Source organism: Streptomonospora arabica (assembly GCF_039531585.1).
In the GTDB taxonomy this organism is placed as follows: domain Bacteria; phylum Actinomycetota; class Actinomycetes; order Streptosporangiales; family Streptosporangiaceae; genus Streptomonospora; species Streptomonospora halophila.
On the sequence record NZ_BAAAQI010000005.1, the window covers coordinates 333,526 to 355,638 of the forward strand.

The following is a 22,113-nucleotide window of genomic DNA, read 5'->3' on the forward strand; positions in this document are numbered from 1 at the left end:
GGCCCGCCCGGCACCCACCGGGTACCGGGCGGCCGCCGCCGGCGGCCTCTGCCTCAGGCCGTCGCGTCCAGCACCACCAGGTCGACGCGCTCGGCGGGTTCGCGCTCGCAGGCGCCGGCGTCCGCTGTGTAGGCGCGGGTGGCGGCGTCGCCGTCCGGGGTCGGCGACATCCGGCACGTCCACTCGCCGACCTCGGCGACGTAGCCCGCCGCCTGCTGCTCCGCCTCCGGGATCGCGAGGTACTCCTCCACGACCGGCCGGACGTCGTCGCAGGCCAGGTCGCCGCGTGTCGGCACCAGGTAGGCGCGCTCCACGTCCGGAACGCCCTCGACCACCCCGCAGATGCCGCTCTCCAGGCCGCCGAAGCCCGAGTAGTGCCAGTTGTGCTCGGTGCCCCCGGCGGTGTAGTCGAGGCGGAGCGGATGCCCGTCGGCGTCGGTCCACAGGTCGAAGCGGACGCCGGAGTGCCGCTCGCCGTCCGCTGTGGGATCGAACCTCCCGCTGACGTGCAGGGCCGACGTCCCGTTCAGGCGGCCCTCGATGCGCTCGTCCACCCGCATCGTCTCCATCAGCTCATCGAACGGCCGCACCACCGGGGAGCGCGAACCGAGCCGGTCGGCCGCCGACGCGTCCGGAAGCGCCGCCGCGACGTACTGGCCCTCGACGCCGCCGCCGAAGTCGCGCCGCAGCAGGAGTTCGGACTGCGGCCGGTAGACGTAGGCCGTGCTTCCTGCGGCTGGCGCCTCGGGATCGCCCAGCAGGGTGGCGTTCTGGAAGAAGGGCTCTCCCTCCAGGGTCGTGAGGATGTGCGCGCGGCGCTCGGCGGTGGGCATGCCCCCGCCCTCGACGTCCTCGACCGCGCGGTAGCTCTCGCCGGTCTTCAACGCGGCCGCGGCCTCGGACACGGCCTTCTCTGCCGAGCCGAACGGGGACTCGGGCGACGGCGCGTCGCTCGGCGCGGCCTGCGGCTCGCCGGCGAAGGAGGCGGCGGTGAGGAAACCCCCGGCGCCGAGCACCAGCGCCGCGGCCATGCTCGACACGGTCACGACCGCGGTCGCCAGCGCCCCCGCCCGCCCGGGGCCGGGCGCGTCGGCGCTCGGCCCGGCCGCGTGCGCGGGCCCACCGTCGCCGCCGGGGTCCCCGGTCGCCGACGCGCCGGCGGCCTCGGCGCTCCGGCCGGCGGCGATGATGGCGCGCAGCCGGTCGGTCAGGTCGCGGGTGGGCGTCTGCGAAGTGTCCTCGGCAGAGGCGTAGGCCACCAGGCCGCGGTAGGCGCTCTCCGCGGTCGGCCGGGAAGCCGGGTCGGCGACCAGGGCCAGCCCGACCAGTGGAGCCAGCTCGCCCGGTACGCCGTCGAGGTCGGGGCCCCCTTCGCGGACCCGCAGGTGCGGGTCGGCCCCCTCGTCGGCGGCCCCGGCGGGCAGGAACGGGTGTCGACCGGTCGCGGCGTAGGCGACCAGGCAGCCCCATGAGAAGACGTCGCCGGACGCGGAGGACGGGGCGCCCTCGGCGGCCTCGGGACTCGCCCACTCGGCGCGGTCCATGGGGATGTCCGCTGCGGCGAACGCCGACCCGCCCGTCCCCCCGAGCGCATCCAGGCCGATGAGGCGCGGACCGTCCGGAGTGAGCACGACGTCGTCGGGGGTGATCGCCCCGTAGGCGAGGCCGGCCGGTTCGGCACCGGCGAGCGCCTCGGCCGTGCCCGCGGCCAGCGCGAGCAGGGCCTCGCTCGGTAGCGGTCCCCGCTCCTCGACCCGGGAGCGGAGCGTGGGCCCGGAGGGGGCCCCGGTCGCCACCCACGGATGGTCGGCACCGGTGTCAGCGGCCAGGACGGGCAGAGCGCAGACGCCCGCCACGCCCTGAAGCGCCGCGACTCGGCGCTCGAGCGCGGAGCGCCCCCCGGAGTCGCCGGCGAGCCGCTCGCCGGCGACCCGGACGGCCACGGGTGCGCCCAGGGAGTCGGTGGCGCCGTAGACGACGCCCGTGCTGTCCTGGGCCAGCCGCCCGGTCAGTGTGTAGGGCCCGACCGACTCGGGGTCGTCGTCGGCCAGCGGTCGCAGGTGAGGGGAATGGGGCACGTCACGTGCCCCGTGCTGCGCGCTCATACTTGCTTCCTTCTGCTCGCGAGCCGGCGAAGCGGCTTGCTTTCGGGGTCGGCGATCTTCGGCACAGGACGGCGACCTGCTCGTCCTCGCCGTGGTCGCGGAAACCCGGTCGGGGGTGTGGCGGGGCGGCCCGCGCAGGCCGTACGCGCTGCGGGGCGGGAGCGGCCGGCGCCGCACCGGCGGACCGGTCGCGCACGCCGGAGAACCCGGTGCCGCCGACCGGTCCGTGCGGCGGATTCCGCGGGGAGCGCGGTATCCGGACGGAGGGGCGGACGCTCCGGCGCCCGTCCCCTGCGCCGACGGCGTAAAGGGCACGGATTCCTCTGTGTGGCAGGGTATGCGCTAAGGAGCGCATTCGGCGAGGCAGGGCCGGTGATTCACATTCGTCCCGCGCGCCCTGCACATAGGCAGTGCTCCGATCGGGCGGCGCGCGGCGCACCGCTCGGCGCGGAGCGGCGGCCGCAGCGGCTCCCATACGGGTGCGGGGCGGACGCCGGGCACGCACCCGCCCCGCACCCTTCTCGCAGTGGGACCGCGCCGGCCGGTCCGGCCGACGCGGGTCGGCGCGAATCCACTCCTTCGCCAGCTTCGCCCGCTTCTCGGTGCCGCCCGCGCCGCCGGCCTTCCTCCGCTTGCGGCTCTCCCCGGACTGCTTGCCGTCCTTGCCGTCCACCACTCGGCGCGGAGCGGCGGCCGCGCGCCGTGCGGCCCCGGCCGGTCAGTCCAGCCTGAGGAAGTCGACCCGGTCGGCGGCGCCCAGCTCCCCGGCGTAGCAGGTGCCGGCGTTCTCGCTGGTCCGCTCACGGACCTCGGCCTCCGGACTCAGACCGCAGGTCCAGCCGCCGTCGACCTCGGCGACGTAGCCGGTGCCCTCCTTCTGCTCGTCGGGCATGGCCAGGTACTGCTCGACCGCCGCACGGGCGTCGCCGCAGGCGATGCCGTCCGAGGTGGGCACCAGCAGGGCGCGGTCGACACCGGGGACCCCGTCGACCGTGCCGCACAGGCGGGCGTCGAGCCCGTCGAACCCGGCGTAGGTCCAGCTGCGCGTGAACCCGGCCAGGGGGTCGTCCTCGGAGGCGTACTCGTAGTCGAGCCGCAGCGGCAGCCCGTCCGGTCCGGTCCACAGCTCGAACCCGACCCGGGGGACCTCACCTGCGCCGGAATCAGCGCCGGGGAGCTCGAACGTCCCGGCGACGCGCACGGCCGGGGTCCCCTCCAACTCCGTCTCGGTGCGCTCGGTCTCCTCCATCGAGGCGGCGAGGCTCTCGAACGGCGCGAGGAGGGGCTCGCGCGAGTACAGGGACTCCAGCGTGCCGTCCGCCGGGTCGGGCACCGTCGTGTGGAGGGTGCCCGCCGTCGCCGTTCCGACGTTCCACGTGCGCTCGATCAGCCGCTCCCGCTCCGGGCGGTAGAGCCGGTCCGCCATGAACTCGGGGCTTTCGCGCGTGCCCGCGATCTCCACCACCTGGAAGACCGGCTCGCCGCCGGCCGTCGTGTGGACGTACTCGTACCAGGAGGGGAGCCCGTCGTTGCGCGATGTGGACTCCATGGCGCGGTAGCTGTCCGCCGCCTCCAGGTTCTCGACGATCCCGGCGACGATCTCCTGCGGTGTGCCGAGCGTCGGCGAGGGGGACGGCGAGGGGCTCGGCGAGCTGCGCGGCGCCTCGGAGTCCGTGAGCAGCGGCGCGGCGAAGTAGCCGCCCGCGCTGATACCGCCGACGACCAGCACCGCCGACGCCGCGATGGCCGCGACCTTGGTCCCTCCCGCCATACCCGCGGCGGTCATGGCCGCGCCCGCGCCTCCGGCCGCTGTGGACCCGCCTGCCGCGCCCGCGCCGCCTGCCGCGCCCGCGCCGGCGACCGCCGAGCCCGCGGCGAGACCGGCGCCGCCCGCCGTGGCGAGGGCGGGGACGGCGGCCAGCCACAGCGCCGGGTCGTGCCAGCTGACGTCGATGTCGGGCCAGTTGCGGGAGACGAGGTCGCGCAGCCGGCCGCCGAGGTCGCGCGTCTGGACCTGCGAGGTGTCCTCGGCGGTGGCGAAGTCGATCAGCCCGCGGTAGGCGCTCTCCGCAGTGGGGCGTCCGGCGGGGTCCCTCGCCACGGCCAGCTCGACGATCGGCCGCAGTTCCGCGGGAACGCCGTCGAGGTCGGGGCCTCCCTCCAGCACGCGGCTGCGCAGCGCCTCCTTGCCGCCCTTGCCGAACGGCGGGCGGCCGGTGGCCGCGTAGGCGACCAGGCAGCCCCACGCGAACACGTCGGCGGGCGGCCCCGGCTCGGCCCCCTGGTAGCGTTCCGGGCTCACCCACCCGGGCGAGCCGAACACCCGGCCGCCGGAGTGCCCGGCCTCGCTCCGGCTCACCGGGCGCGCGATGCCGAAGTCCAGGAGCCGCGGCCCATCGGGGGTGAGCATCACGTTGCCGGGCTTCACGTCGCAGTGCACGATCCCCGCCGCGTGGACGGCGGTGAGGGCCTCGGCGGTCCCGGCGGCGAAGGCGAGCAGCGCGCCCGGCTCCAACGGCCCCTCGCGCTCCACGCGGGCGCGCAGGGTCAGGCCCGGGACGAAGTCGGTGGCCACCCACGGCTGCGCGGCCTCCGTGTCGGCCGCGTGCACGGCGGCGGTGAAGACGCCGCGGACCCGCCGCATCAGCTCGACCTCCTGCGCGAAGGCCGAGCGGAACGCCGGGTCCTGCGCGTACTTGCGGTGGACGACCTTCACCGCGATGCACGCGCCGTCGTCGTCGAGCGCGCCGAAGACGGTCCCCATGCCCCCGGCCCCGAGCCGCCCGACGACGGTATAGGGCCCGATCCGCTCCGGGTCGCCGGAGGCCGACGGCTGCAGTTCTGGGGGAAGGGGCGCCTCGGCCCCGGACCGCGCACTCATTGCGATTCTCTCTAGTCGCCGACCGACGGGAAGATCCTAAATGTTCCGGTCGGGGCCCCGCGTGCTCGGCTGCGCGCTCCCGCGGCCGCGACACGCGCTCGCAGCGTCGCACCGCTCGCATCCGGAGACCTCCCGGTGGCCGGTACCGGCCGCTCCGGACACGCGGCGACGTCGGAGCACAGGCATCTTCCGCGGGCCGGCGCTCCCCGCTCCGGCCGAGCCCCGTCCCGCCCTCTCCGGGCCCCGTCCTCCGGGCGCACGGAAGGCGCACGAAGGACGGGGAGGACCGTCTCCGGCCACCGCGGCTACCAGGCCAACGAGACGCTGACTCCGTCCGGGACGATGCGGGGTTCGGACTGCTCCTGGCCCGCGGTCGCGACGAGGGCGCCCGTGCAGTCGGGGCCGGAGTACACGCCGGCCGCCGCGGGGATCCCGGGGCTGCCGTAGGTGTTGGCGATCGACCGGATGGGGGTCTTCAGGTTCACGCAGCCCGCTCCGGCTTGGAGGGTGACCAGTTCACCGCCGAAGTCGTATCCGGTGTATCCGCAGATGCTCCCGGGGTCGCAGCCCGGCGGCCGCGCGGTCGAGGAGTCGTCGGCAACGGCGGTCAGGGGAGCGGCAGCGAGGGCGGCGGCCGCTGCGAGAACGGCCGCACGAAGGGTTCCGCGCATGGGGAATCGCCTTTCGGGTCGAGCGGCCTCGCAGCCAGGGTGCCCCAGGCGCAGGGCTGTGTCGACGGGCCCGCCGCCGAATGCCGGATCCGGTCACGGGCGCCGCCGGCCGCCCCCGGCGGGCGGTGCCGACAGGCGCGGGGCCTCACCCGACCACCGCTCCCCCCACCGGTTTCGACCCGGGGCGGCGCCCGCCTCAGCTCCTCCTGCGCCTGCTCCGCCTGGTGCGCCTGCGCAGCCAGCGGAAGACGATCGCGAGCAGCCCCGCCGCCCCGATGGCCGGAAGCGCGCGCTTGAGCAGCGGCAGGCCGACCGTCGAGACCAGGTCGATGCTGTCGTCGCGCGACCGCAGCCCGGGGCTGTCGGACCGCGGTTCCCGCTCCGGCCGGACCTGCGCATCGTCGGACTCCTGCGCGCCCGGCTCGCCGGAGGTCCCGGCCCGGTGCTCCTCCTCGCCGGCCTGCGGCGGCACGACCGCGTTGGCCGTCGTGCCCGCCTCGGCCGTGGCGGTGCCCGCCGTCGCCGCCGAGGAGCGCGAGCCGTCGCCGCCCCGGTCGGCCGTCCGCCCGCCCTCGGCCGCTGCGGCCCGGCCCCCGGCCGCCTGCCCGCCCTCGGCGCCCTCCAGTTCGGCGGCGAGGTTGTCGGCGAACCGCTGGACCAGCTTGGCGCTGACGTCGGCCATCACGCCGCGCCCGAACTGGGCGACGCGGCCGGTGACGGTGAAGTCGGTGTCGACGGTCACCTCGGTGGTCCCATCGTCCTGCTCGTGCAGGCGGGCGGTCACCGTGGCCGAGGCGGTGCCGGAGCCGCGGGCCTCCTTGCCGCCCGCGTGCAGCTCCACCCGGTGCTCCGCGGCGTCGACCTCGGTGAAGTGGGCCTCGCCCCGGTAGGTCACGCTGATCGGTCCCACCTTCACCCGCACCTTGCCGGTCATGGTGTCGCCCTCGACCGATTCGAGGGTGGCCCCCGGCATGCACGGTGCGACGCGCTCGACGTCCATCAGCACGTCCCAGGCCTGGTCGACCGGCACCGGAACCGTGAACCGGTTGTTCAGCCGTGTACTCATTCGCAGCGCCGCCTTCCTGCCGCGTTCGGCGTCATCGGCTCGCCCTCCATCTGCCCCGCGTGCGGGCGCCTCGAACCCAACCCCTTACTACCCGGCGCGAAGCCGGCCACCCGCCGCTCGGGCGCGGAGAGCGGGCCGGCCGCCGAAGCGGCCGGCCCGCTCCGCCTGACCGCCGGGCCGCGGCCCGGCGGTCTGCCCGACGCCTCAGACACCCGCGGCCCGGGCCAGCGCCCGGCCGGTCAGGACGCGGGCCAGATGGCGCCGGTAGTCGGCCCGCGCACTGAGGTCGTTGGGCGGATCGGTGCCCGCGTCGGCCGACTGCGCGGCCTCCCGCAGGGCGTCGGTGCGCGCCGGGACGCCCCGGCAGGCTTCCTCCACCTCGCGGGCGCGCACGGGCGTGCTGCCCATGTTCGTCAGCCCGACGCGCGCCTCGGCGACGGTGCCGCCGTCGAGGCGGACCGCCGCGGCTACCCCCACGATCGCCCAGGCCTGCGCGGCCTGGGAGAACTTCTCGTAGTGGCAGGACCAGGCGCCCATCTTCGGGAAGCGCACCGCGGTCAGCACGTCGCCGACGTCCAGCACGGTGGTCAGGTAGTCCTGGAAGAACTCCGACGCCGGAACAGTGCGCTCGCCGTCCTCACCGCTGATCATGAACTCCGCGTCCAGCGCGGCGGCGACCGCGGGCAGGTCGCCCGCCGGGTCGGCGTGGGCCAGCGACCCGCCGAGCGTCCCGCGGTGGCGCACCGCCGGGTCGGCGACGGTGCGCGTGGCCTGCGCGAGCAGATCGCAGTGCTGCGCCACCATCGGGTCGCGCATCACCTCGTCGTGCGTGGTCATCGCGCCGACGCGCAGCCACTCGCCGTCGTCGGTCACACCGCGCAGCTCGGCCAGCCCGCTCAGGTCCACCACCACGTCCGGGTAGGCCAGCCGGAACCGCAGCAGCGGAGTCAGACTCTGCCCGCCCGCCATGACCTTGGGCTCCTCGCAGTCGGCGAGCACCCGCACCGCCTCGGCGACGTCGTCGGGGCGCACATAGTCGAACTGTGCCGGGATCATCGCTGTCCTCCCTCGCTGCGCTCGGCCGCACGGGCCTCGGCGATCGCCCGCCACACCCGCTGCGGCGTGCACGGCATCCGCAGGTCGCGCACGCCGAACGGCCGCAGCGCGTCGACGACCGCGCCGACCACCGCCGGAGTCGAGGCGATCGTGCCCGCCTCGCCAACGCCCTTGGTGCCCAGCGGGTTGGTCGTCGACGGCGTGACCGTGCGGTCGGTGGTGAAGTCCGGCAGGTCGGCCGCCGTCGGCACCGTGTAGTCGGCCATGGTCGAGGTCACGAGGTTGCCGTCCGCGTCGTGCACCGCCTCCTCGTACAGCGCCTGCGCGATGCCCTGCGCCAGGCCGCCGTGCACCTGCCCGTCGACGATCAGCGGGTTGACGACGGTGCCCACGTCGTCGACCGCCGTGTAGGCGCGGATGTCCACCTCGCCCGTCTCGGTGTCGACCTCGACGGCGCACAGGTGGGTGCCGTGCGGGTACGAGAAGTTCTCCGGGTCGAAGGTGGAGTCGGCGTCCAGCGACGCCTCGGTGCCCTCCGGCAGGTCGTGTGCGGCGAACGCCGCCAGCGCAATCTCCTGCACGGTGGTGGCGGGACGCTCGGTGCCGCGCACCGTGAACCGCCCGGCGGAGAACTCCAGGTCGCCCTCGTCGGCCTCCATCATGTGCGCGGCCATCCGGCGGGCCTTCTCGACCACCCGGTCGCAGGCCTCGACCACCGCCGTGCCGCCCACGACGAGCGAGCGCGACCCGTAGGTGTCCATGCCCTTGGGCGAGACACGGGTGTCGCCGTGCAGCACCTCGACGTCCTCGAACGGAACCCCGAGCCTGTCGGCGACGATCTGGCTCCAGGCGGTGGCGTGGCCCTGCCCGTGCGCGCAGGAGCCGGTGACGACCTCGACCTTGCCCGTGGGCAGCATCCGCACCGAGGCGTTCTCCCAGCCGCCGGCAGCGTAGGACAGCTGCCCCAGCACCCGCGAGGGCGCCAGCCCGCACATCTCGGTGTAGGTGGAGATCCCGATGCCCAGCTGGACCGGGTCGCCGCTGTCGCGGCGGCGGCGCTGCTCGGCGCGCAGCTCGTCGTAGCCGAACAGCTCCATCGCGCGGTCGGTGGCCGCCTCGTAGTTGCCCGAGTCATAGGTCAGGCCGGCCACCCCGGTATGCGGGAACTCCTCGTGCCTGATCCAGTTGCGCCGCCGCAGCTCCATCGGGTCCATCCCGATCTCGTCGGCGAGCTCGGTCATGATCCGCTCGATGGCGTAGGTCGCCTCGGGACGGCCCGCACCGCGGTAGGCGTCGGTGGGCATCTTCGTGGTGAAGACCCCGGTGCAGCTGAACGAATAGGCGTCCATCTTGTAGATGCCGGGGAACATGAACGCGCCCAGGACCGGCACGCCCGGCGTCACCAGCATCATGTAGGCGCCCATGTCGGCCAGGAGGTCCACCTTGAGCCCGCGGACCCGGCCGTCGGCGTCCGCGGCGATCGAGATGTCCTGGATCTGGTCGCGCCCGTGGTGGGTGGTCTGGAACCCCTCCGTGCGGGTCTCGGTCCACTTGACGGGCTTGCGCAGCCGCCGTGCGAGCAGCAGCGCCAGCACCTCCTCCGCGGTCACCTGCAGCTTCGACCCGAAGCCGCCGCCGACGTCCGGCGCGATGACCCGGATCTTGTGCTCGGGCACGCCGGTGGTCATGGCCAGCATCAGCCGCAGGATGTGCGGGACCTGCGTGGCCGACCACAGCGTGAAGGAGTCGCCCTCGGGCCGGCAGACCACCGAGCGGGGCTCCATCGCCGCGGGGATCAGCCGCTGCTGGTGGTAGCGGCGGTTCAGCACCACGTCGGCGCCGCCGAACGCGGCGTCGACGTCGCCCGCCTCGAACGGCCACACGTAGGCCTTGTTGCTGCCCTGCCCCTGGCCCGAGCCCGCGTGCACCAGCGGGGAGTCCTCGGCCAGCGCCGCCTCCATGTCGACCACGGCGGGCAGCGGCTCGTACTCGACGTCGACGGCCTCCAGCGCGTCGGCGGCCGCGTAGGCGTCGCGCGCCACCACGCACGCCACGGCCTCGCCGACGTAGCGCACCTCGTCGACCGCCATCGGCGGGTGCGCCGGCAGCGCCATGTCCTCGGTGACCGGCCACGCGCACGGCAGGCTGCCCTGCTCGCCCGCGAAGTCGGCCCCGCTGAACACCGCCGTCACGCCGGGCTGCTTCATCGCCGCCGAGGTGTCCACCGCGGCGATGCGGGCGTGCGCGTGCGGGCTGCGCAGGAACGCCACGTGCAGCATGCCGGTCTGCTGGATGTTGTCGGTCCAGTTGGTCTGCCCGGTGATCAGCCGGGCGTCCTCCTTGCGCAGGCGCGGGCTGCCGACCTGGTCGGTGCGCGGCGCCTCAGGTGCTGTGGTCATGGCTAGGCACCCCCGCTGGTTGCGTGCGGTGTGGGCTCCTGCTCGCGCACCATCTGGGGCGGGACCCCGTGCGTGCGCGGCTCGGACTCGGCGGCCTCCGCACGCATGGCGGCCGCGGCCCGGCGCACCGCGTGCACGATGTTGACGTAGCCGGTGCACCGGCACATGTTGCCTTCGAGACCCTCGCGGATCTCCTGGTCGTCGGGGTCGGGATTATCGCGCAGCAGGTCCAGCGCCGCCATCATCATGCCGGGCGTGCAGTAGCCGCACTGGAGCGCGTGGCTCTCGTGGAAGGCCTGCTGGATCGGGTGCAGTTCGCCGTCGGAGGCCAGCGCCTCGACGGTGGTGATCTCGTGGCCGTCGGTCTGGCAGGCGAGCACCGAACAGCTCTTCACCGACTGCCCGTCCATCAGGACGGTGCAGGCGCCGCAGTTGGTGGTGTCGCACCCGACAGGGGTGCCGACCTTGCCCAGTTGCTCACGTAGGTAGTGGACGAGCAGCCGGCGGGCTTCGACCTGGTCGTCGTAGCGCACGCCGTCGACTGTTACGCGGATGTGTGGCATGGGGCCAAGACCTCCTCAAGTAGTGGCCTCAGTCAGTTACTACTGGTCATGGGAGGTCCGACCACGGTAAAACACGAGGTGTGGGCTATCCAGGCCCCTTTCCGCAAGTTCTTTGGAAAGGCCGCGGCGCGGCGCGCCGCCGCCGGGGCCGCGGGCGCGTCCCCGGCGTGTCCGCGGCGTGTCCGCGTGTCGAGCGGGCCCGGCCCCGGACGCCTCAGGACGGTCCGGGATCGGTGTCCGAACCGCGGTGCTCATGGCGCTCGTGCTGGTCGCGGCGGTCGCGCGAGGCCGCCAGCGCTCGGGCGATCCCGGCGATGCCCAGGCCCACGGCCAGCACGGGGACGATCCACACGGCCTCGAAGCCCCACCGCGAGGGGCCGGAGACGACGAACGCCGTCCCCAGCGCGATGAACAGCAGCCCCGCGATCAGCGATCCCCAGTCGGTCCTACGTCGCCGCACGCCGCACCTCCAAGTCACCGAACCGCGAGGCGAGGTCGACCACGATCGTGGGCGGTCCGCCCTGCTCGTCCTTCCCGCTCCGGCGCGCTTCCGCCGAGGCCTCCGCAGACCCGGACTCGGACTCGGACCCGCCGCCCGCGTCGCCGCCGCGGCCGGCCGCCGCCGGGGCAGGCTCGATCGTGTGGCGCACGTCGAGCCCCGTGCCCCAGCGCATCGTGTCGGCGATGCGGATCTCGCCGAACGAGGCCCGGCCGCGCACCTGCACGCGGGCGTCCGCGGGGACCAGCACCGTCAGCGCGCCGAAGCCGACCTCGGCACCGACCCGCACGCGCTGCCCCGGCTCCAGCGGCAACCGCGTGAGGTCCAGCCGCGCCTCCCCGCCCGTCAGCTCGTAGGGCCGCCCGGCCGCGGCGACGGATTCGGGGCGCCAGTTCAGCGAGCCGAAGCGCAGGGTCGACGCGTCCACTGCGACCGAGCACACCAGCAGCAGCGAGGCGACGGTCCCGACGGTGATCAGGCCGCGGGGGTCGCCGATCCAGGCGCCGGCCACGGCGGCGATACCCACGATCACGACGACGCTCCCGAGAAAGGTCGGACCTGTCTGCGGACCGAACAGGGCCTCGACGAACGGAGTAGGGGTCGCCGCCAGCGTGATCGCGGCCGCGGCCACCACCGCCCACCAGACGATGCCGAGCAGGCGGAACCCGCGCGCCCGCCGGCGCTCCCGCCTGCGCACGCGACGGCTCCTGCGCCGTTCGCGCGCCCGTGTGCGGCGCTCCCACGCGGAACGCAGCCGCGTGTCCGCCGACCGCGGGCCGGCGCAGGACGGGCGCGGATCGGGGACTCCTTCGTCGCCGCCGTCGCCCTCCCGCGAAGCGCCGTCCACTCCGCCGGCGGCGTCGGCGCCGCCGGCCTCCCGGGCGTCCGCGCCGGCGTCCGCTGCGCCGGCCCGGTCGGGATCGGACACCACCGCCAGGTCCACCGGCCCGCTCGGCGCCTGCGCCCACGGCTGGGCGGGGTTGTAGTAGGCCGGTTTGGGCTCGGGGGCCGGGGTGGCCGGCGGAGGCTCCGCCGACCGCAGCAGCCGGGGCAGCTCCCGATAGGCTCCGCGCAGGTCGACGCCGCGGTTGTGCGCGACCAGCGCACCCAGGATCAGCGGGGTCGCCAGCATCAGCGTGCCCCAGCTGACCCCGCCGATCAGGCTCAGCGCCACCGCCACGGCCACGCCCAGCCCGAGCAGCGCGGGCACAGCGCGGTCGTCGATCCGCCGGTTCAGCAGCTGCTCGAACATGGCCGGGCCGCGGCCCGCATCCCGCATCGCCATCCACGCGCCCACATACAGCAGCACTCCGGTGAACCCGGCCAGGCCGGTGATCGCGAAGCCCACCCGCCACACGATCGGGTCGATGCCGGTATAGGCACCCAGCCCGGCGCACACACCGGTGGCCAGCCCGCGTTCGTTGTCGCGGATCAGCTCCGGGCGGTCCGGCTCGCCGGCGGGCGCGAAGGAGGACCGGGGCGGGGTCGGCGGGACGGTGCCCGCCGGCTCGGAGGACCCCGCGGCAGGACCGGCCGCCGGCGGGGAGTCCCCGTCGCCGGGTCCGCGCGCCGCGCCGTCCGCTCCTCGTCCGCTCTCGTTCACCGCGCCCTCTCCGCCTTCGGCCGACAGCTCCGCCGGATGGTCCCATCCTCCCCCGCCACGTGCTCGAACGCCCATCGGGAACTACCCGGACCCGACCCTGAGGCGCTGCCGGCGAGTCCCGGGGCGGGTCCCTGATGCCCCGACGCGCCCGGTAGGGGCATCCTGGGTCACACGGGCGCGCTCACCGTTCCGCCGCCCCGTGCTCGGCGCGGCGGAACGGCCGCCCCGCCCGACGCGCGCGCCTGCAGGACGCGCGCCGAGCAGTTGAAGGGAAGGCACGGACAGCGTGACCGAATCGGCGGGTCCGCGGACCCCGACGCCGCCCCTGGTGCGCCCGCGCGATGGGCGGCTGGTCGCCGGAGTGGGCGCCGGGCTGGCGGCGCACCTGGGCATAGACGCCGTCGTGACGCGGCTGGCGCTGCTGGCCCTGTGCTTCGGCGGGGTGGGCATCGCGGTCTACATCGTCCTCGTGCTGTTCGTCCCGGTCGAGGAGCGCGCGACCGACGACGTCTCCGCCGCGGGCGAGGACACCCCCGAGGACACGGCCAAACGCAAGGGCCGCGACATCAGCCAGCTGCTGGCCTACTGCGCCCTCGCCGGCGGGCTGGGCATGCTCGCCCTGCTCTTCGGCGGCTGGTTCCAGCCGGTGCTGTGGTTCATCATCTTCGGCGCCCTGGGCGCCACCATCCTCTGGCAGCAGGCCAACCCGGCGCTGCGCGAGGAGTGGATGTCGACTTCGGTGCTGGGCCAGAGCAACAAGAGCTGGCTGCGCACCGGCGCGGGAATCCTGCTCGTCGTCATCGGCGCCATCGGCTTCCTCGTCTTCCAGCAGCAGCTCAGCGAGGCACGCGCCGGACTCACCTTCGCGGCCACGATCATCGCAGGGATGTGCGTGATCGCGGCGCCGTGGATCGTCGGCCTGGTGCGCGAGCGCGACCGGGAGCGCCGCGAGCGCATCCGCAGCCAGGAGCGCGCCGAGCTCGCCGCCCACATCCACGACTCCGTGCTGCACACGCTCACCCTCATCCAGCGCCGGGCCGAGGACCCGCGGGAGGTCCAGCGCCTGGCGCGGGTGCAGGAGCGCGCCCTGCGCAGCTGGCTCTACCAGCGGCCGGCCGACGCCGAGACCACCGTCAAGGCGGCGCTGGAGCGCGTGGCCGCCGAGGTCGAGGAGGCCCACGGCGTGCCCATCGAGGTGGTCTGCGTCGGCGACGGCCCCATCGACGACGGCGTCCACGCCGAACTGCGTGCCGCCCGCGAAGCCATGGTCAACGCCTCCAAGTACGCCGGGAGCGACGCGATCTCGGTGTTCGGCGAGGTCGACCCCGAGGAGGTCCTGGTCTTCGTCCGCGACCGCGGCGCCGGGTTCGACCTCGACGCCGTCCCCGAGGACCGGATGGGCGTACGCGGCTCCATCCTCGGCCGCATGGAGCGCCACGGCGGCAGCGCCCGCATCCGCACCGCCCCCGGCGAAGGCACCGAGGTGCAGCTGCGCATGCCGCGCGAGCAGGATCAGCCGGCCTGACCCCTCCGTTCGTCCGCGCGTGGCCGGACCCGGGCACCGGCGCCTGCGGCCGGGAAGCTGTGGGTAGAGTCCGTGGTGTGGAAGACGAGAACACCGCGACCTTCGCCGAAAGCGGCACCCCGCCCCGCGTCGTCATCGTCGACGACCACCGGCTGTTCCGCAGCGGCGTCCGCGGCGAGCTGGGCGACGCCGTGGACGTGATCGGCGAGGCCGGCGACGTCGACAGCGCAGTCCAGGTGATCGCCGAGAAGCAGCCCGACCTGGTGCTGCTCGACGTCCACCTGCCCGGCGGGGGCGGCAGCGAGGTCCTGCGCCGCGTCCTGTCCCGCCACCCCGAGATCCGCTTCCTGGCGCTGTCGGTCTCCGACGCCGCCGAGGACGTCATCGGGGTCGTGCGCGGCGGCGCCCGCGGCTACGTCACCAAGACCATCTCCGGGCGGGAGCTGGCCGACGCCATCGTCCGGGTCGCCGACGGCGACGCCGTGTTCTCGCCGCGCCTGGCCGGGTTCGTGCTCGACGCGTTCTCCGCCACCGACGCCCCTCCCATGGACCCCGAGCTCGACCGGCTCACCCAGCGCGAACGCGAGGTGCTGCGGCTCATCGCCCGCGGCTACGCCTACAAGGAGTGCGCCAAGGAGCTGTTCATCTCGGTCAAGACCGTCGAGACCCACGTCTCCTCGGTGCTGCGCAAGCTCCAGCTCTCCAACCGGCACGAGCTGAGCCGGTGGGCCACGGCCCGCAAGCTCGTCTGAGAGACGGTCGGGTGGCTGACGGGAAACCGTGAGCGATCGCCTCGAACTCCGGTCGATCACGTGTCGCCGGGTAACCCGGTGCCGCCGGCATCCACGTCCGCAGCGCCCGGTCGGCCGCCGCTCTCGGGCCCTCGTCGCGAACCGGCGCGACCGGCCCGGCGCGCAGCCCCGCGGCTTCAGGCGTGCGGCGCCGTCGCCCGGATACCGCCGAGTACCACGTCGACGATGCGCTTCGCGTCGGCGCGGGTGAACGGGCGCACGCCGCGGTTGACGATGAGGTGCATCGGACCGGAGATCATCTCGGCGAGGAATGCGCTGTCCACCGGGGGCAGCTCGCCCCGGTCGGCGGCGACCTCCAACCGCCGCCGTATGGCGGCCACTCGCTGGTCGAAGATCCTGGTCAGTACCTGCTGGGCGGGAGGGCTCTGCAGGGTCGGCTGAAGGGCCTGTTCGAGCGCCCGGCCGAACGGTGTTCTCAGACCGTCGGCCAGGGCCACCAGGAAGTCCGCGAGGTCCCGGTGTATGTCGCCGGTGTCGGCGACCGATGCGAGGTCCTCGGCGTAGCTGAGCAGGGTGTCGGCGACCAGTTCCTCGCGGTCGGGCCAATTGCGGTAGACGCTGGTCTTGTGCACGCCGGCGAGTTCGGCGACCTCCTCGTAGCGGAAGCCCACGATGCCGTCCCGCGCGACGAGTTCGGCGGTCGCGGCGAGGATCTGTGCTCGCACCCGCGCGTTGCGGCCTCCGGGGCGCCGCGTCGGCGATCGGTCGGCCACTCCTGATCACCCCCTCGCTCGCGCTGGCGTACCGATTGTCGCCACCTCGGCATTGCGGTGCAAACCGTTCGCACGTAGACTCCTTTAAAGCAACAGATCGTTGCTTTAAAGGTCGGGAAGGCGCAACCGCCCCCGTTCACGACCGCACCGCTCTGCATTCCCGTGCTCACAGTGGACCGCGGCCAGGCGCACCGACCCGCACCGCCAGCTACCCTTGGAGCGCACAGCGTGAGAATCCTCGTCTCCGGAGCCGGGATCGCCGGCCTCGCCGCAGCACTCGAGCTCGGCGAACGCGGCAGTGAGGTCACCGTCGTCGAGTACGACGACCAGCTCCGGCTCGCCGGCACACCCATCGACATCCGCGGCGACGCGAACGAGGTCGTGGAGCGCATGGGCCTACTCGCGAAGATCCGCGAACGGCGCCTGCGGATGACCGAATCCACCTGGTTCGTCGACGGCGACGGCGAGCCGGTTGCCCGCGTCCCCGTGGACCAGATCAACGACTCCGACGACGACATCGAAATCCTCCGTGCCGACCTGGTGCGCGTGCTCGCCGACGCGCTCCCGGACACCGCGGCGATCCGCTTCGGCGACTCGATCGAGGCCCTGGACGACGACGGCGGCGACGGTGTCGGCGTGCGCTTCGCCTCCGGCCGGACAGGGCGCTACGACCTCGTGCTCGGCGCCGACGGCCAGCACTCCGCCGTACGCGGGCTGGCCTTCGGCCCTGAGGAGGACTTCCTCCGGCACCTCGGCGTCTACATCGCGATCGTCCCCCTTCCCGGCGAGGAGCGGTCGGAGGGCGTCAACGCGATGCACAACGTTCCCGGTCGGATGGCCGCCGTCTTCCGGTACAAGGACACTGCCGTTGCTGTATTCCAGTTCCGCTCGGAACCGCTCGAGTACGACCGCCGCGACCTGGACGCCCAGAAGCGGATCATCGTCGACGCCTTCACGGGCCACCGGTCGTGGAGGATCCCGGAACTGCTCGACGCGGTCCGCACGGCCCCCGACCTGTTCTTCGACTCCGCGAGCCAGATCCATGCGCCTTCGTGGCACCGCGGCCGCGTCGTCCTCGTCGGGGACGCCGGGTACAGCCCGGCCTTCCTCTCCGGCAGGGGCACGTCACTCGCGCTCACCGGCGCCCGCATCCTCGCCGAGGAACTCGACCAGTGCGGCGGCGACCACGCCGCCGCCTTCGAACGGTACGAGGCCCGGCAGCGCCCCTACGTCGCCCACGCCCAGGACGGCGCCGGCGGCGGCCGCGACTTCATCCTGCCGGCCAGTTGGGAGGCCATCGAGGCGCGCAACGAGGCCCTGCAAGCGGGGAGCACCGACGTGCTGTGACACCGCACGCGGAAAACCTCGGCATCCCCGCCGGGTTCACTGGAGCGTCAGCGCAGCGCGTCGGTCATCCGCTTGAAGAACGCCTCGCCGTCCACGTCGCCCACCAGTGTCACGGCCGGGCGCCCGTCGGTGCGGTCGCGGTTGAGGCGCAGGTCGGCGACGGTCTGGCCGCGCGTGTGCTCGCCGCGCAGCTCCACGCGGACCGGCACCTCGACCGCGTCGGTCACCAGCGTCGGGTCGATCAGGACGGCCGCCGCAAGCGGGTCGTGCATGGCGCACTTGCGTACGCCGAACATCCCCGAATACCAGTCGGTGTAGAAGCGCAGGATCGCCGCGGTGGTCTCGGCCCGCCGCCCCGCGACGCGGTCGAGCCCGTCCAGCCAGTCCCCGTCGGCCACGGTGCGCATCGTGACGTCCAGCGCGACCAGCGTGGTGTCGAACCCGGCGCCCAGCACCACGTCCGCGGCCTCGGGGTCGGAGGCCACGTTGGCCTCGGCCAGCGGTGCGGTGTTGCCGGGCGCGCGCACCGCGCCGCCCATGACCACCACGCGGCGCAGCAGCCGCGGCAGGTCGGGCTCGATGCTCAGGGCGAGGGCGATGTTGGTCAGCGGCCCCAGAGCCAGGACGTCGATCTCGCCCGGCGCCGACCGCGCGCTGCGGACCAGCGTCTCGGCGGCGGAGAGCTCCACCGGTGCGGCGGCCGGCTCGGGGAGCTCGACCTCGCCCAGGCCGTTCTCGCCGTGGACGTGCAGGGCGGGGCGCGGCGGCTGCGCCAGCGCGCGCCCGGCGCCGCGCGCCACGGGGACGTCCGGGCGGCCGTAGAGCTCCAGCAGCCGCAGTGCGTTGTCCGTGGTCGTCGGCACGAGGTTGTTGCCGAAGACCGAGCCCACGCCGACCAGCTCGACATCAGGCTGGGCCGTCACGTAGGCCAGAGCCAACGCGTCGTCGATCCCCGGATCGCAGTCGACGTAGATTCGCACCGTCCAGCCCTTCTGCCGTGTGGTTTCCGCCGCCCCGGCCGAAGCGGACCGCGCTCGCGCCGGGAACGGGTGTTCGCACGGACAGCCTAGAGGCCGTGCGGCGGCCGTCGGCGCCGCCGGTCAGCGGGTGCGGACCCCGGTCGACTCCCTGGCCGGCATCGGGGGAGCGCCGTGAGCGGGCCGCTCGCCGCGCAGCCGCGACAGCACGCGTTCCGGCGCCGGTGCCCCCAGCAGCCGGTCGGCCGCCACCAGCACCAGGCCCAGCACCAGGAAGGCGGTGCCGTAGAGCAGCACGCTGCGCCCCAGCCCGGCGTAGCCCAGCAGGGACACGTCGACGAAGAAGTAGGGATAACCGGCGCCGGATAGCAGCGCGCCCCGCAACGTGGTGAACACGACGTAGACCAGCGGGTACACCAGCCAGACCGCGGCGTGGTACCAGCGCAGCCGCCCGTGCCGGTCGAACAGCGCGAAGTCGGCCGCGGCCGCGATCGGCGCCACCGTGTGCAGCAGGTCGCTGGAGTCCACGACCCACCACGGCCGGCCGACCAGCTCCCCCGCGCCGGCCGGTGGAACCTGCGTCGGGCCGTCGGAGAGCACGAAGTTGAACACCAGCCCGGTGATCAGGATGTAGAGGGTGGCCGCGCCCTTGAGGCCGCCCGGCGGCCCGGCCCGGCCGCGCCACACCGACCACGCGGCGAAGGCGAAGCACACGGCGAGCACGCAGTTGCTCTGGATGGTGAAGTACACGAACGGGTGCGGCGACTCCGAGCGCGCCACCTCCATGGTGATCCCGGCGAGGGCGACCCCGGCCACGGCGGTCCGGTAGAGCGCGACGGCGATCGGCATCGGCACGTCCCCCTTTCCCGATGCCCGACGCTACCGCCCGCGGGCACGGCCGCCGTCGCAGGTCGGCGCGCCGCCGCGGCGCCGGCACCGGCCGCCCGGCCGACGCGGGTACGGGCGTCCGCCGACCGCCGTAACCTGGGAAGCGTGTCGTCCTCCCAAGAACAGCTCCTCGAAGGCCTGAACGCCCCGCAGCGCGAAGCCGTCACCCACGCCGGCAGCCCGCTGCTGATCGTCGCGGGGGCGGGGTCAGGCAAGACGCGTGTCCTCACGCACCGCATCGCCTACCTCCTCGCCGCACGCGGCACCCGCCCGGGCGAGGTGCTCGCGATCACCTTCACCAACAAGGCGGCCGCCGAGATGAAGGAGCGCATCGAGGCGCTGCTGGGCGGCCGGATCGCGGGCGCCATGTGGGTGATGACGTTCCACTCCGCATGCGTGCGCATCCTGCGCCGCGAGGCGGGGCGGCTGGGCTACCCCAGCGGGTTCACCATCTACGACGCCGCCGACTCGCGGCGGCTCATGCAGCTGGTGTGCAAGGAGCTGGACCTCGACCCCAAGCGCTTCCCGCCCAAGTCGTTCTCCGCTCAGGTGTCCAACCTCAAGAACGAGCTGGTCGACTACGACACCTTCGCCGAGCAGGCGCAGAGCGAGCAGGAGAAGAAGCTCGCCGAGGCCTACGCGCTCTACCAGCAGCGCCTCCACGAGGCCGGCGCGATGGACTTCGACGACCTGATCATGATCGCGGTCAACCTGCTGCAGATGTTCCCCGACGTCGCCGAGCACTACCGGCGGCGCTTCCGGCACATCCTGGTCGACGAGTACCAGGACACCAACCACGCCCAGTACGAGCTGGTGCGGCTGCTGGTGGGCGAGGACACCCCCGACGCCGCGGTGCCGGCCTCCGAGCTGTGCGTGGTGGGCGACGCCGACCAGTCGATCTACGCGTTCCGCGGCGCCACCATCCGCAACATCCTGGAGTTCGAGCGCGACTACCCGCAGGCGCGCACCGTCCTGCTGGAGCAGAACTACCGGTCGACGCAGAACATCCTCACCGCGGCGAACGCCGTGATCGAGCGCAACCCCGACCGCCCGGCCAAGAACCTGTGGTCCGAGCAGGGCGTGGGCCCGGCGATCACCGGCTACGTCGCCGACAACGAGCACGACGAGGCGGCCTTCGTCGTCCAGGAGATCGACCGGCTGACCGACGAGGGCGGGTGCACGCCGGGCGAGGTGGCGGTGTTCTACCGGACCAACGCCCAGTCGCGCGTCTTCGAGGACGTGTTCATCCGCACCGGCCTGCCCTACAAGATCGTCGGCGGTGTGCGGTTCTACGAGCGCAAGGAGATCCGCGACATCCTGGCCTACCTGCGGGTGCTGGCCAATCCGGAGGACACGGTCAGCCTGCGGCGCATCCTCAACGTTCCCAAGCGGGGGATCGGCGACCGCGCCGAGGAGACCATCGAGCTGTTCGCGGCGCGCGAGCGCACCTCGTTCTCGCGTGCGCTGCGGCGCGCCGGCGAGATCGAGGGGATGGCCAAGCGCTCGCTGAACGCCGTGCGCGACTTCGTCGCGCTGCTGGAGGAGCTGGAGCGGATCGCCGAGGAGGCCTCGCCGTCCGAGGTGGTCGAGGCCGTGCTGGAGCGCACGGGCTACCTCTCCGAGCTCGCCAACTCCAAGGACCTGCAGGACGAGAGCCGGGCGGAGAACCTGGAGGAGTTCGTCGAGGTCGCCCGCGAGTTCGAGAACAGCTTCACCGGGCCGCTGTACGAGGAGGAGCCGGGAGCCGGCGAGGCCGGCCCGGACACGCCGGCCGCCGAAGGGGACCGGGGCGCGGGCGGCGCGCAGGAGGGCGCCGCGGCCGTGCCCGAACCGACCCTGGTGGACTTCCTGGAGCAGGTGTCGCTGGTGGCCGACACCGACCAGATCCCCGACGCGGACGGCTCCGGCGGCGTGGTCACGCTGATGACGCTGCACGCCGCGAAGGGACTGGAGTTCCCGGTCGTCTTCCTGACCGGCATGGAGGACGGCGTCTTCCCGCACATGCGGACGCTGGGCGAGAAGTCGGAGCTGGAGGAGGAGCGCCGCCTGGCCTACGTGGGGATCACGCGGGCGCAGGAGCGGCTGTACCTGTCGCGGTCGGCGGTGCGCAGCGCGTGGGGTGCGCCGTCGTTCAACCCGCCGTCGCGCTTCCTCGACGAGGTGCCCACCGACCTGGTCGACTGGCGGCGCGCGGAGTCGGCGCTCGCGGCGGCGGCCCAGCCGCGCGGACGCACCCCGTCGCCGGGTCCCAGGAAGGGCAGGAGCGAGGTGCCCTCGCTGACCCCGGGCGACAAGGTCAACCACGACTCGTTCGGCATGGGCACGGTGCTGCTGGTCGACGGCGCGGGAGACAAGACCAAGGCCCGCATCGACTTCGGAGCGGACATCGGGGAGAAGGACTTCCTGGTGAAGTTCGCCCCGATCGAGAGGCTCTGACAGGGCGACCGCCCGGCGGGCACCGGACGCGGGTCGGAATCGGAACGGGTGGCCGGTCGCTGAGCGGCGCCGCGCCGCACCGCGATCGGGGCCGCGGAGCGTGACGGGCACTCCGCGAGTGCCTGTAGGATGGACGCACCGACACAGCGGGCGCCGAGTGAAACCGGCGGGCGCGTCGGTTCCTCCACTCGATTCACCGGAACGGTCACGAGCACTCGCGGCGGCCGGTAGAGTGGGGACCAGCTTCGGAAAAGGCGGCCCGTCCTCGACGGGAAGCCCGGAGAAGCGAAACCGCCGAGTTCGCGCCGGTTCGGAATTCTGCTAGAATTCAGAAAAGGCCGCGCTATGCGGACAAAAACGTAAAGCGGAGTTCGCGGGACGTGGTCCCGAAGACTCCGCCGGGAGATTCCGTCTCTTGGGAAGAGCCTGAGCGGGCCCGCAGGGTTGCGGGGCCGGGGCTTGTACCGGATGAGCGGTCGCTTCTTGAGAACTCAACAGCGCGTGTTTATTCTTTGTGCCATAGTTTGTTTTGGCCCCGAGGAGCCACCCCGCCGTCGGTGGGATGTGGTTTC

At 73.8% G+C, this 22,113-nt stretch carries 16 protein-coding genes; 4 read left to right on the forward strand and 12 right to left on the reverse strand.

Going from position 1 to position 22,113, the window contains the following annotated elements; all coding sequences use genetic code 11:
* Positions 1–53: 53 nt before the first annotated feature.
* From ABD284_RS11650 to ABD284_RS11690, 9 genes are all read right to left on the reverse strand, one after another.
* Complete coding sequence (locus ABD284_RS11650) at positions 54–2,105, reverse strand: serine/threonine-protein kinase (RefSeq protein WP_344142811.1); 2,052 nt, start codon at positions 2,103–2,105, stop codon at positions 54–56.
* Positions 2,106–2,823: 718 nt separating this feature from the next.
* Positions 2,824–4,986 (reverse strand): serine/threonine-protein kinase, encoded by a 2,163-nt coding sequence (locus ABD284_RS11655; protein WP_344142812.1) that lies wholly within the window; start codon positions 4,984–4,986, stop codon positions 2,824–2,826.
* A gap of 305 nt (positions 4,987–5,291) precedes the next feature.
* Complete coding sequence (locus tag ABD284_RS11660; RefSeq protein WP_344142813.1) at positions 5,292–5,657, reverse strand: peptidase inhibitor family I36 protein; 366 nt, start codon at positions 5,655–5,657, stop codon at positions 5,292–5,294.
* Positions 5,658–5,853: 196 nt separating this feature from the next.
* Positions 5,854–6,723 carry an SRPBCC family protein gene (locus ABD284_RS11665; protein WP_344142814.1) on the reverse strand — a complete coding sequence of 290 codons (870 nt, stop codon included), beginning with the start codon at positions 6,721–6,723 and terminating at the stop codon, positions 5,854–5,856.
* A gap of 204 nt (positions 6,724–6,927) precedes the next feature.
* Entirely contained in the window at positions 6,928–7,779 is an 852-nt protein-coding gene (locus ABD284_RS11670) for an FAD binding domain-containing protein (RefSeq protein ID WP_344142815.1), read from the reverse strand.
* Positions 7,776–10,178 carry a xanthine dehydrogenase family protein molybdopterin-binding subunit gene (locus tag ABD284_RS11675; RefSeq protein ID WP_344142816.1) on the reverse strand — a complete coding sequence of 801 codons (2,403 nt, stop codon included), beginning with the start codon at positions 10,176–10,178 and terminating at the stop codon, positions 7,776–7,778. Before ABD284_RS11675 ends, ABD284_RS11670 begins: the two co-directional genes overlap by 4 nt.
* A 2-nt stretch (positions 10,179–10,180) precedes the next feature.
* The gene (locus ABD284_RS11680) at positions 10,181–10,741 is read right to left on the reverse strand and encodes a (2Fe-2S)-binding protein (protein WP_344142818.1); all 561 of its coding nucleotides are present in this window, start codon (positions 10,739–10,741) and stop codon (positions 10,181–10,183) included.
* Positions 10,742–10,955: 214 nt separating this feature from the next.
* Positions 10,956–11,201: a hypothetical protein gene (locus ABD284_RS11685; protein WP_344142819.1), complete on the reverse strand. Its 246-nt coding sequence runs from the start codon at positions 11,199–11,201 to the stop codon at positions 10,956–10,958.
* Entirely contained in the window at positions 11,188–12,843 is a 1,656-nt protein-coding gene (locus ABD284_RS11690; RefSeq protein ID WP_344142820.1) for a PspC domain-containing protein, read from the reverse strand. The genes ABD284_RS11685 and ABD284_RS11690 overlap by 14 nt, the downstream gene beginning before the upstream one ends.
* Before the next feature lie 286 nt (positions 12,844–13,129).
* On the opposite strand from ABD284_RS11690, the gene ABD284_RS11695 reads away from it, so the two are divergent.
* Together ABD284_RS11695 and ABD284_RS11700 are read left to right on the forward strand one after the other, a co-directional pair.
* The gene (locus ABD284_RS11695) at positions 13,130–14,368 is read left to right on the forward strand and encodes a PspC domain-containing protein (RefSeq protein WP_344142821.1); all 1,239 of its coding nucleotides are present in this window, start codon (positions 13,130–13,132) and stop codon (positions 14,366–14,368) included.
* A 77-nt stretch (positions 14,369–14,445) separates the two neighbouring features.
* Complete coding sequence (locus ABD284_RS11700; protein ID WP_344142822.1) at positions 14,446–15,120, forward strand: response regulator; 675 nt, start codon at positions 14,446–14,448, stop codon at positions 15,118–15,120.
* Positions 15,121–15,296: 176 nt separating this feature from the next.
* On the opposite strand, the gene ABD284_RS11705 is transcribed toward ABD284_RS11700, so the two are convergent.
* On the reverse strand, positions 15,297–15,845 hold the full coding sequence (locus ABD284_RS11705; RefSeq protein WP_344142823.1) for a TetR/AcrR family transcriptional regulator: 549 nt from the start codon (positions 15,843–15,845) through the stop codon (positions 15,297–15,299).
* A gap of 276 nt (positions 15,846–16,121) precedes the next feature.
* Between ABD284_RS11705 and ABD284_RS11710 the strand changes: the two genes are divergently transcribed.
* Positions 16,122–17,240, forward strand: coding sequence for an FAD-dependent monooxygenase (locus ABD284_RS11710; protein ID WP_344142824.1), 1,119 nt, complete (start codon positions 16,122–16,124; stop codon positions 17,238–17,240).
* A gap of 47 nt (positions 17,241–17,287) precedes the next feature.
* Here ABD284_RS11710 and ABD284_RS11715 read toward each other — a convergent pair whose 3' ends face one another.
* Together ABD284_RS11715 and ABD284_RS11720 are read right to left on the reverse strand one after the other, a co-directional pair.
* A complete protein-coding gene (locus ABD284_RS11715; protein ID WP_344142825.1) occupies positions 17,288–18,220 on the reverse strand; it encodes a nucleoside hydrolase in 933 nt (310 codons plus the stop codon).
* Between the two features lie 120 nt (positions 18,221–18,340).
* On the reverse strand, positions 18,341–19,066 hold the full coding sequence (locus ABD284_RS11720) for a Pr6Pr family membrane protein (protein WP_344142826.1): 726 nt from the start codon (positions 19,064–19,066) through the stop codon (positions 18,341–18,343).
* Between the two features lie 144 nt (positions 19,067–19,210).
* Between ABD284_RS11720 and ABD284_RS11725 the strand changes: the two genes are divergently transcribed.
* Positions 19,211–21,541, forward strand: coding sequence for a UvrD-helicase domain-containing protein (locus ABD284_RS11725; protein WP_344142828.1), 2,331 nt, complete (start codon positions 19,211–19,213; stop codon positions 21,539–21,541).
* Positions 21,542–22,113 lie beyond the last annotated feature (572 nt).

Bases quoted from the DNA above. Each gene is read 5' to 3' on its own strand.
- ABD284_RS11650 (WP_344142811.1), bottom strand. From the start codon at position 2,105: ATGAGCGCGCAGCACGGGGCACGTGACGTGCCCCATTCCCCTCACCTG.
- ABD284_RS11655 (WP_344142812.1), bottom strand. From the start codon at position 4,986: ATGAGTGCGCGGTCCGGGGCCGAGGCGCCCCTTCCCCCAGAACTGCAG.
- ABD284_RS11660 (WP_344142813.1), bottom strand. From the start codon at position 5,657: ATGCGCGGAACCCTTCGTGCGGCCGTTCTCGCAGCGGCCGCCGCCCTC.
- ABD284_RS11665 (WP_344142814.1), bottom strand. From the start codon at position 6,723: ATGAGTACACGGCTGAACAACCGGTTCACGGTTCCGGTGCCGGTCGAC.
- ABD284_RS11670 (WP_344142815.1), bottom strand. From the start codon at position 7,779: ATGATCCCGGCACAGTTCGACTATGTGCGCCCCGACGACGTCGCCGAG.
- ABD284_RS11675 (WP_344142816.1), bottom strand. From the start codon at position 10,178: ATGACCACAGCACCTGAGGCGCCGCGCACCGACCAGGTCGGCAGCCCG.
- ABD284_RS11680 (WP_344142818.1), bottom strand. From the start codon at position 10,741: ATGCCACACATCCGCGTAACAGTCGACGGCGTGCGCTACGACGACCAG.
- ABD284_RS11720 (WP_344142826.1), bottom strand. From the start codon at position 19,066: ATGCCGATCGCCGTCGCGCTCTACCGGACCGCCGTGGCCGGGGTCGCC.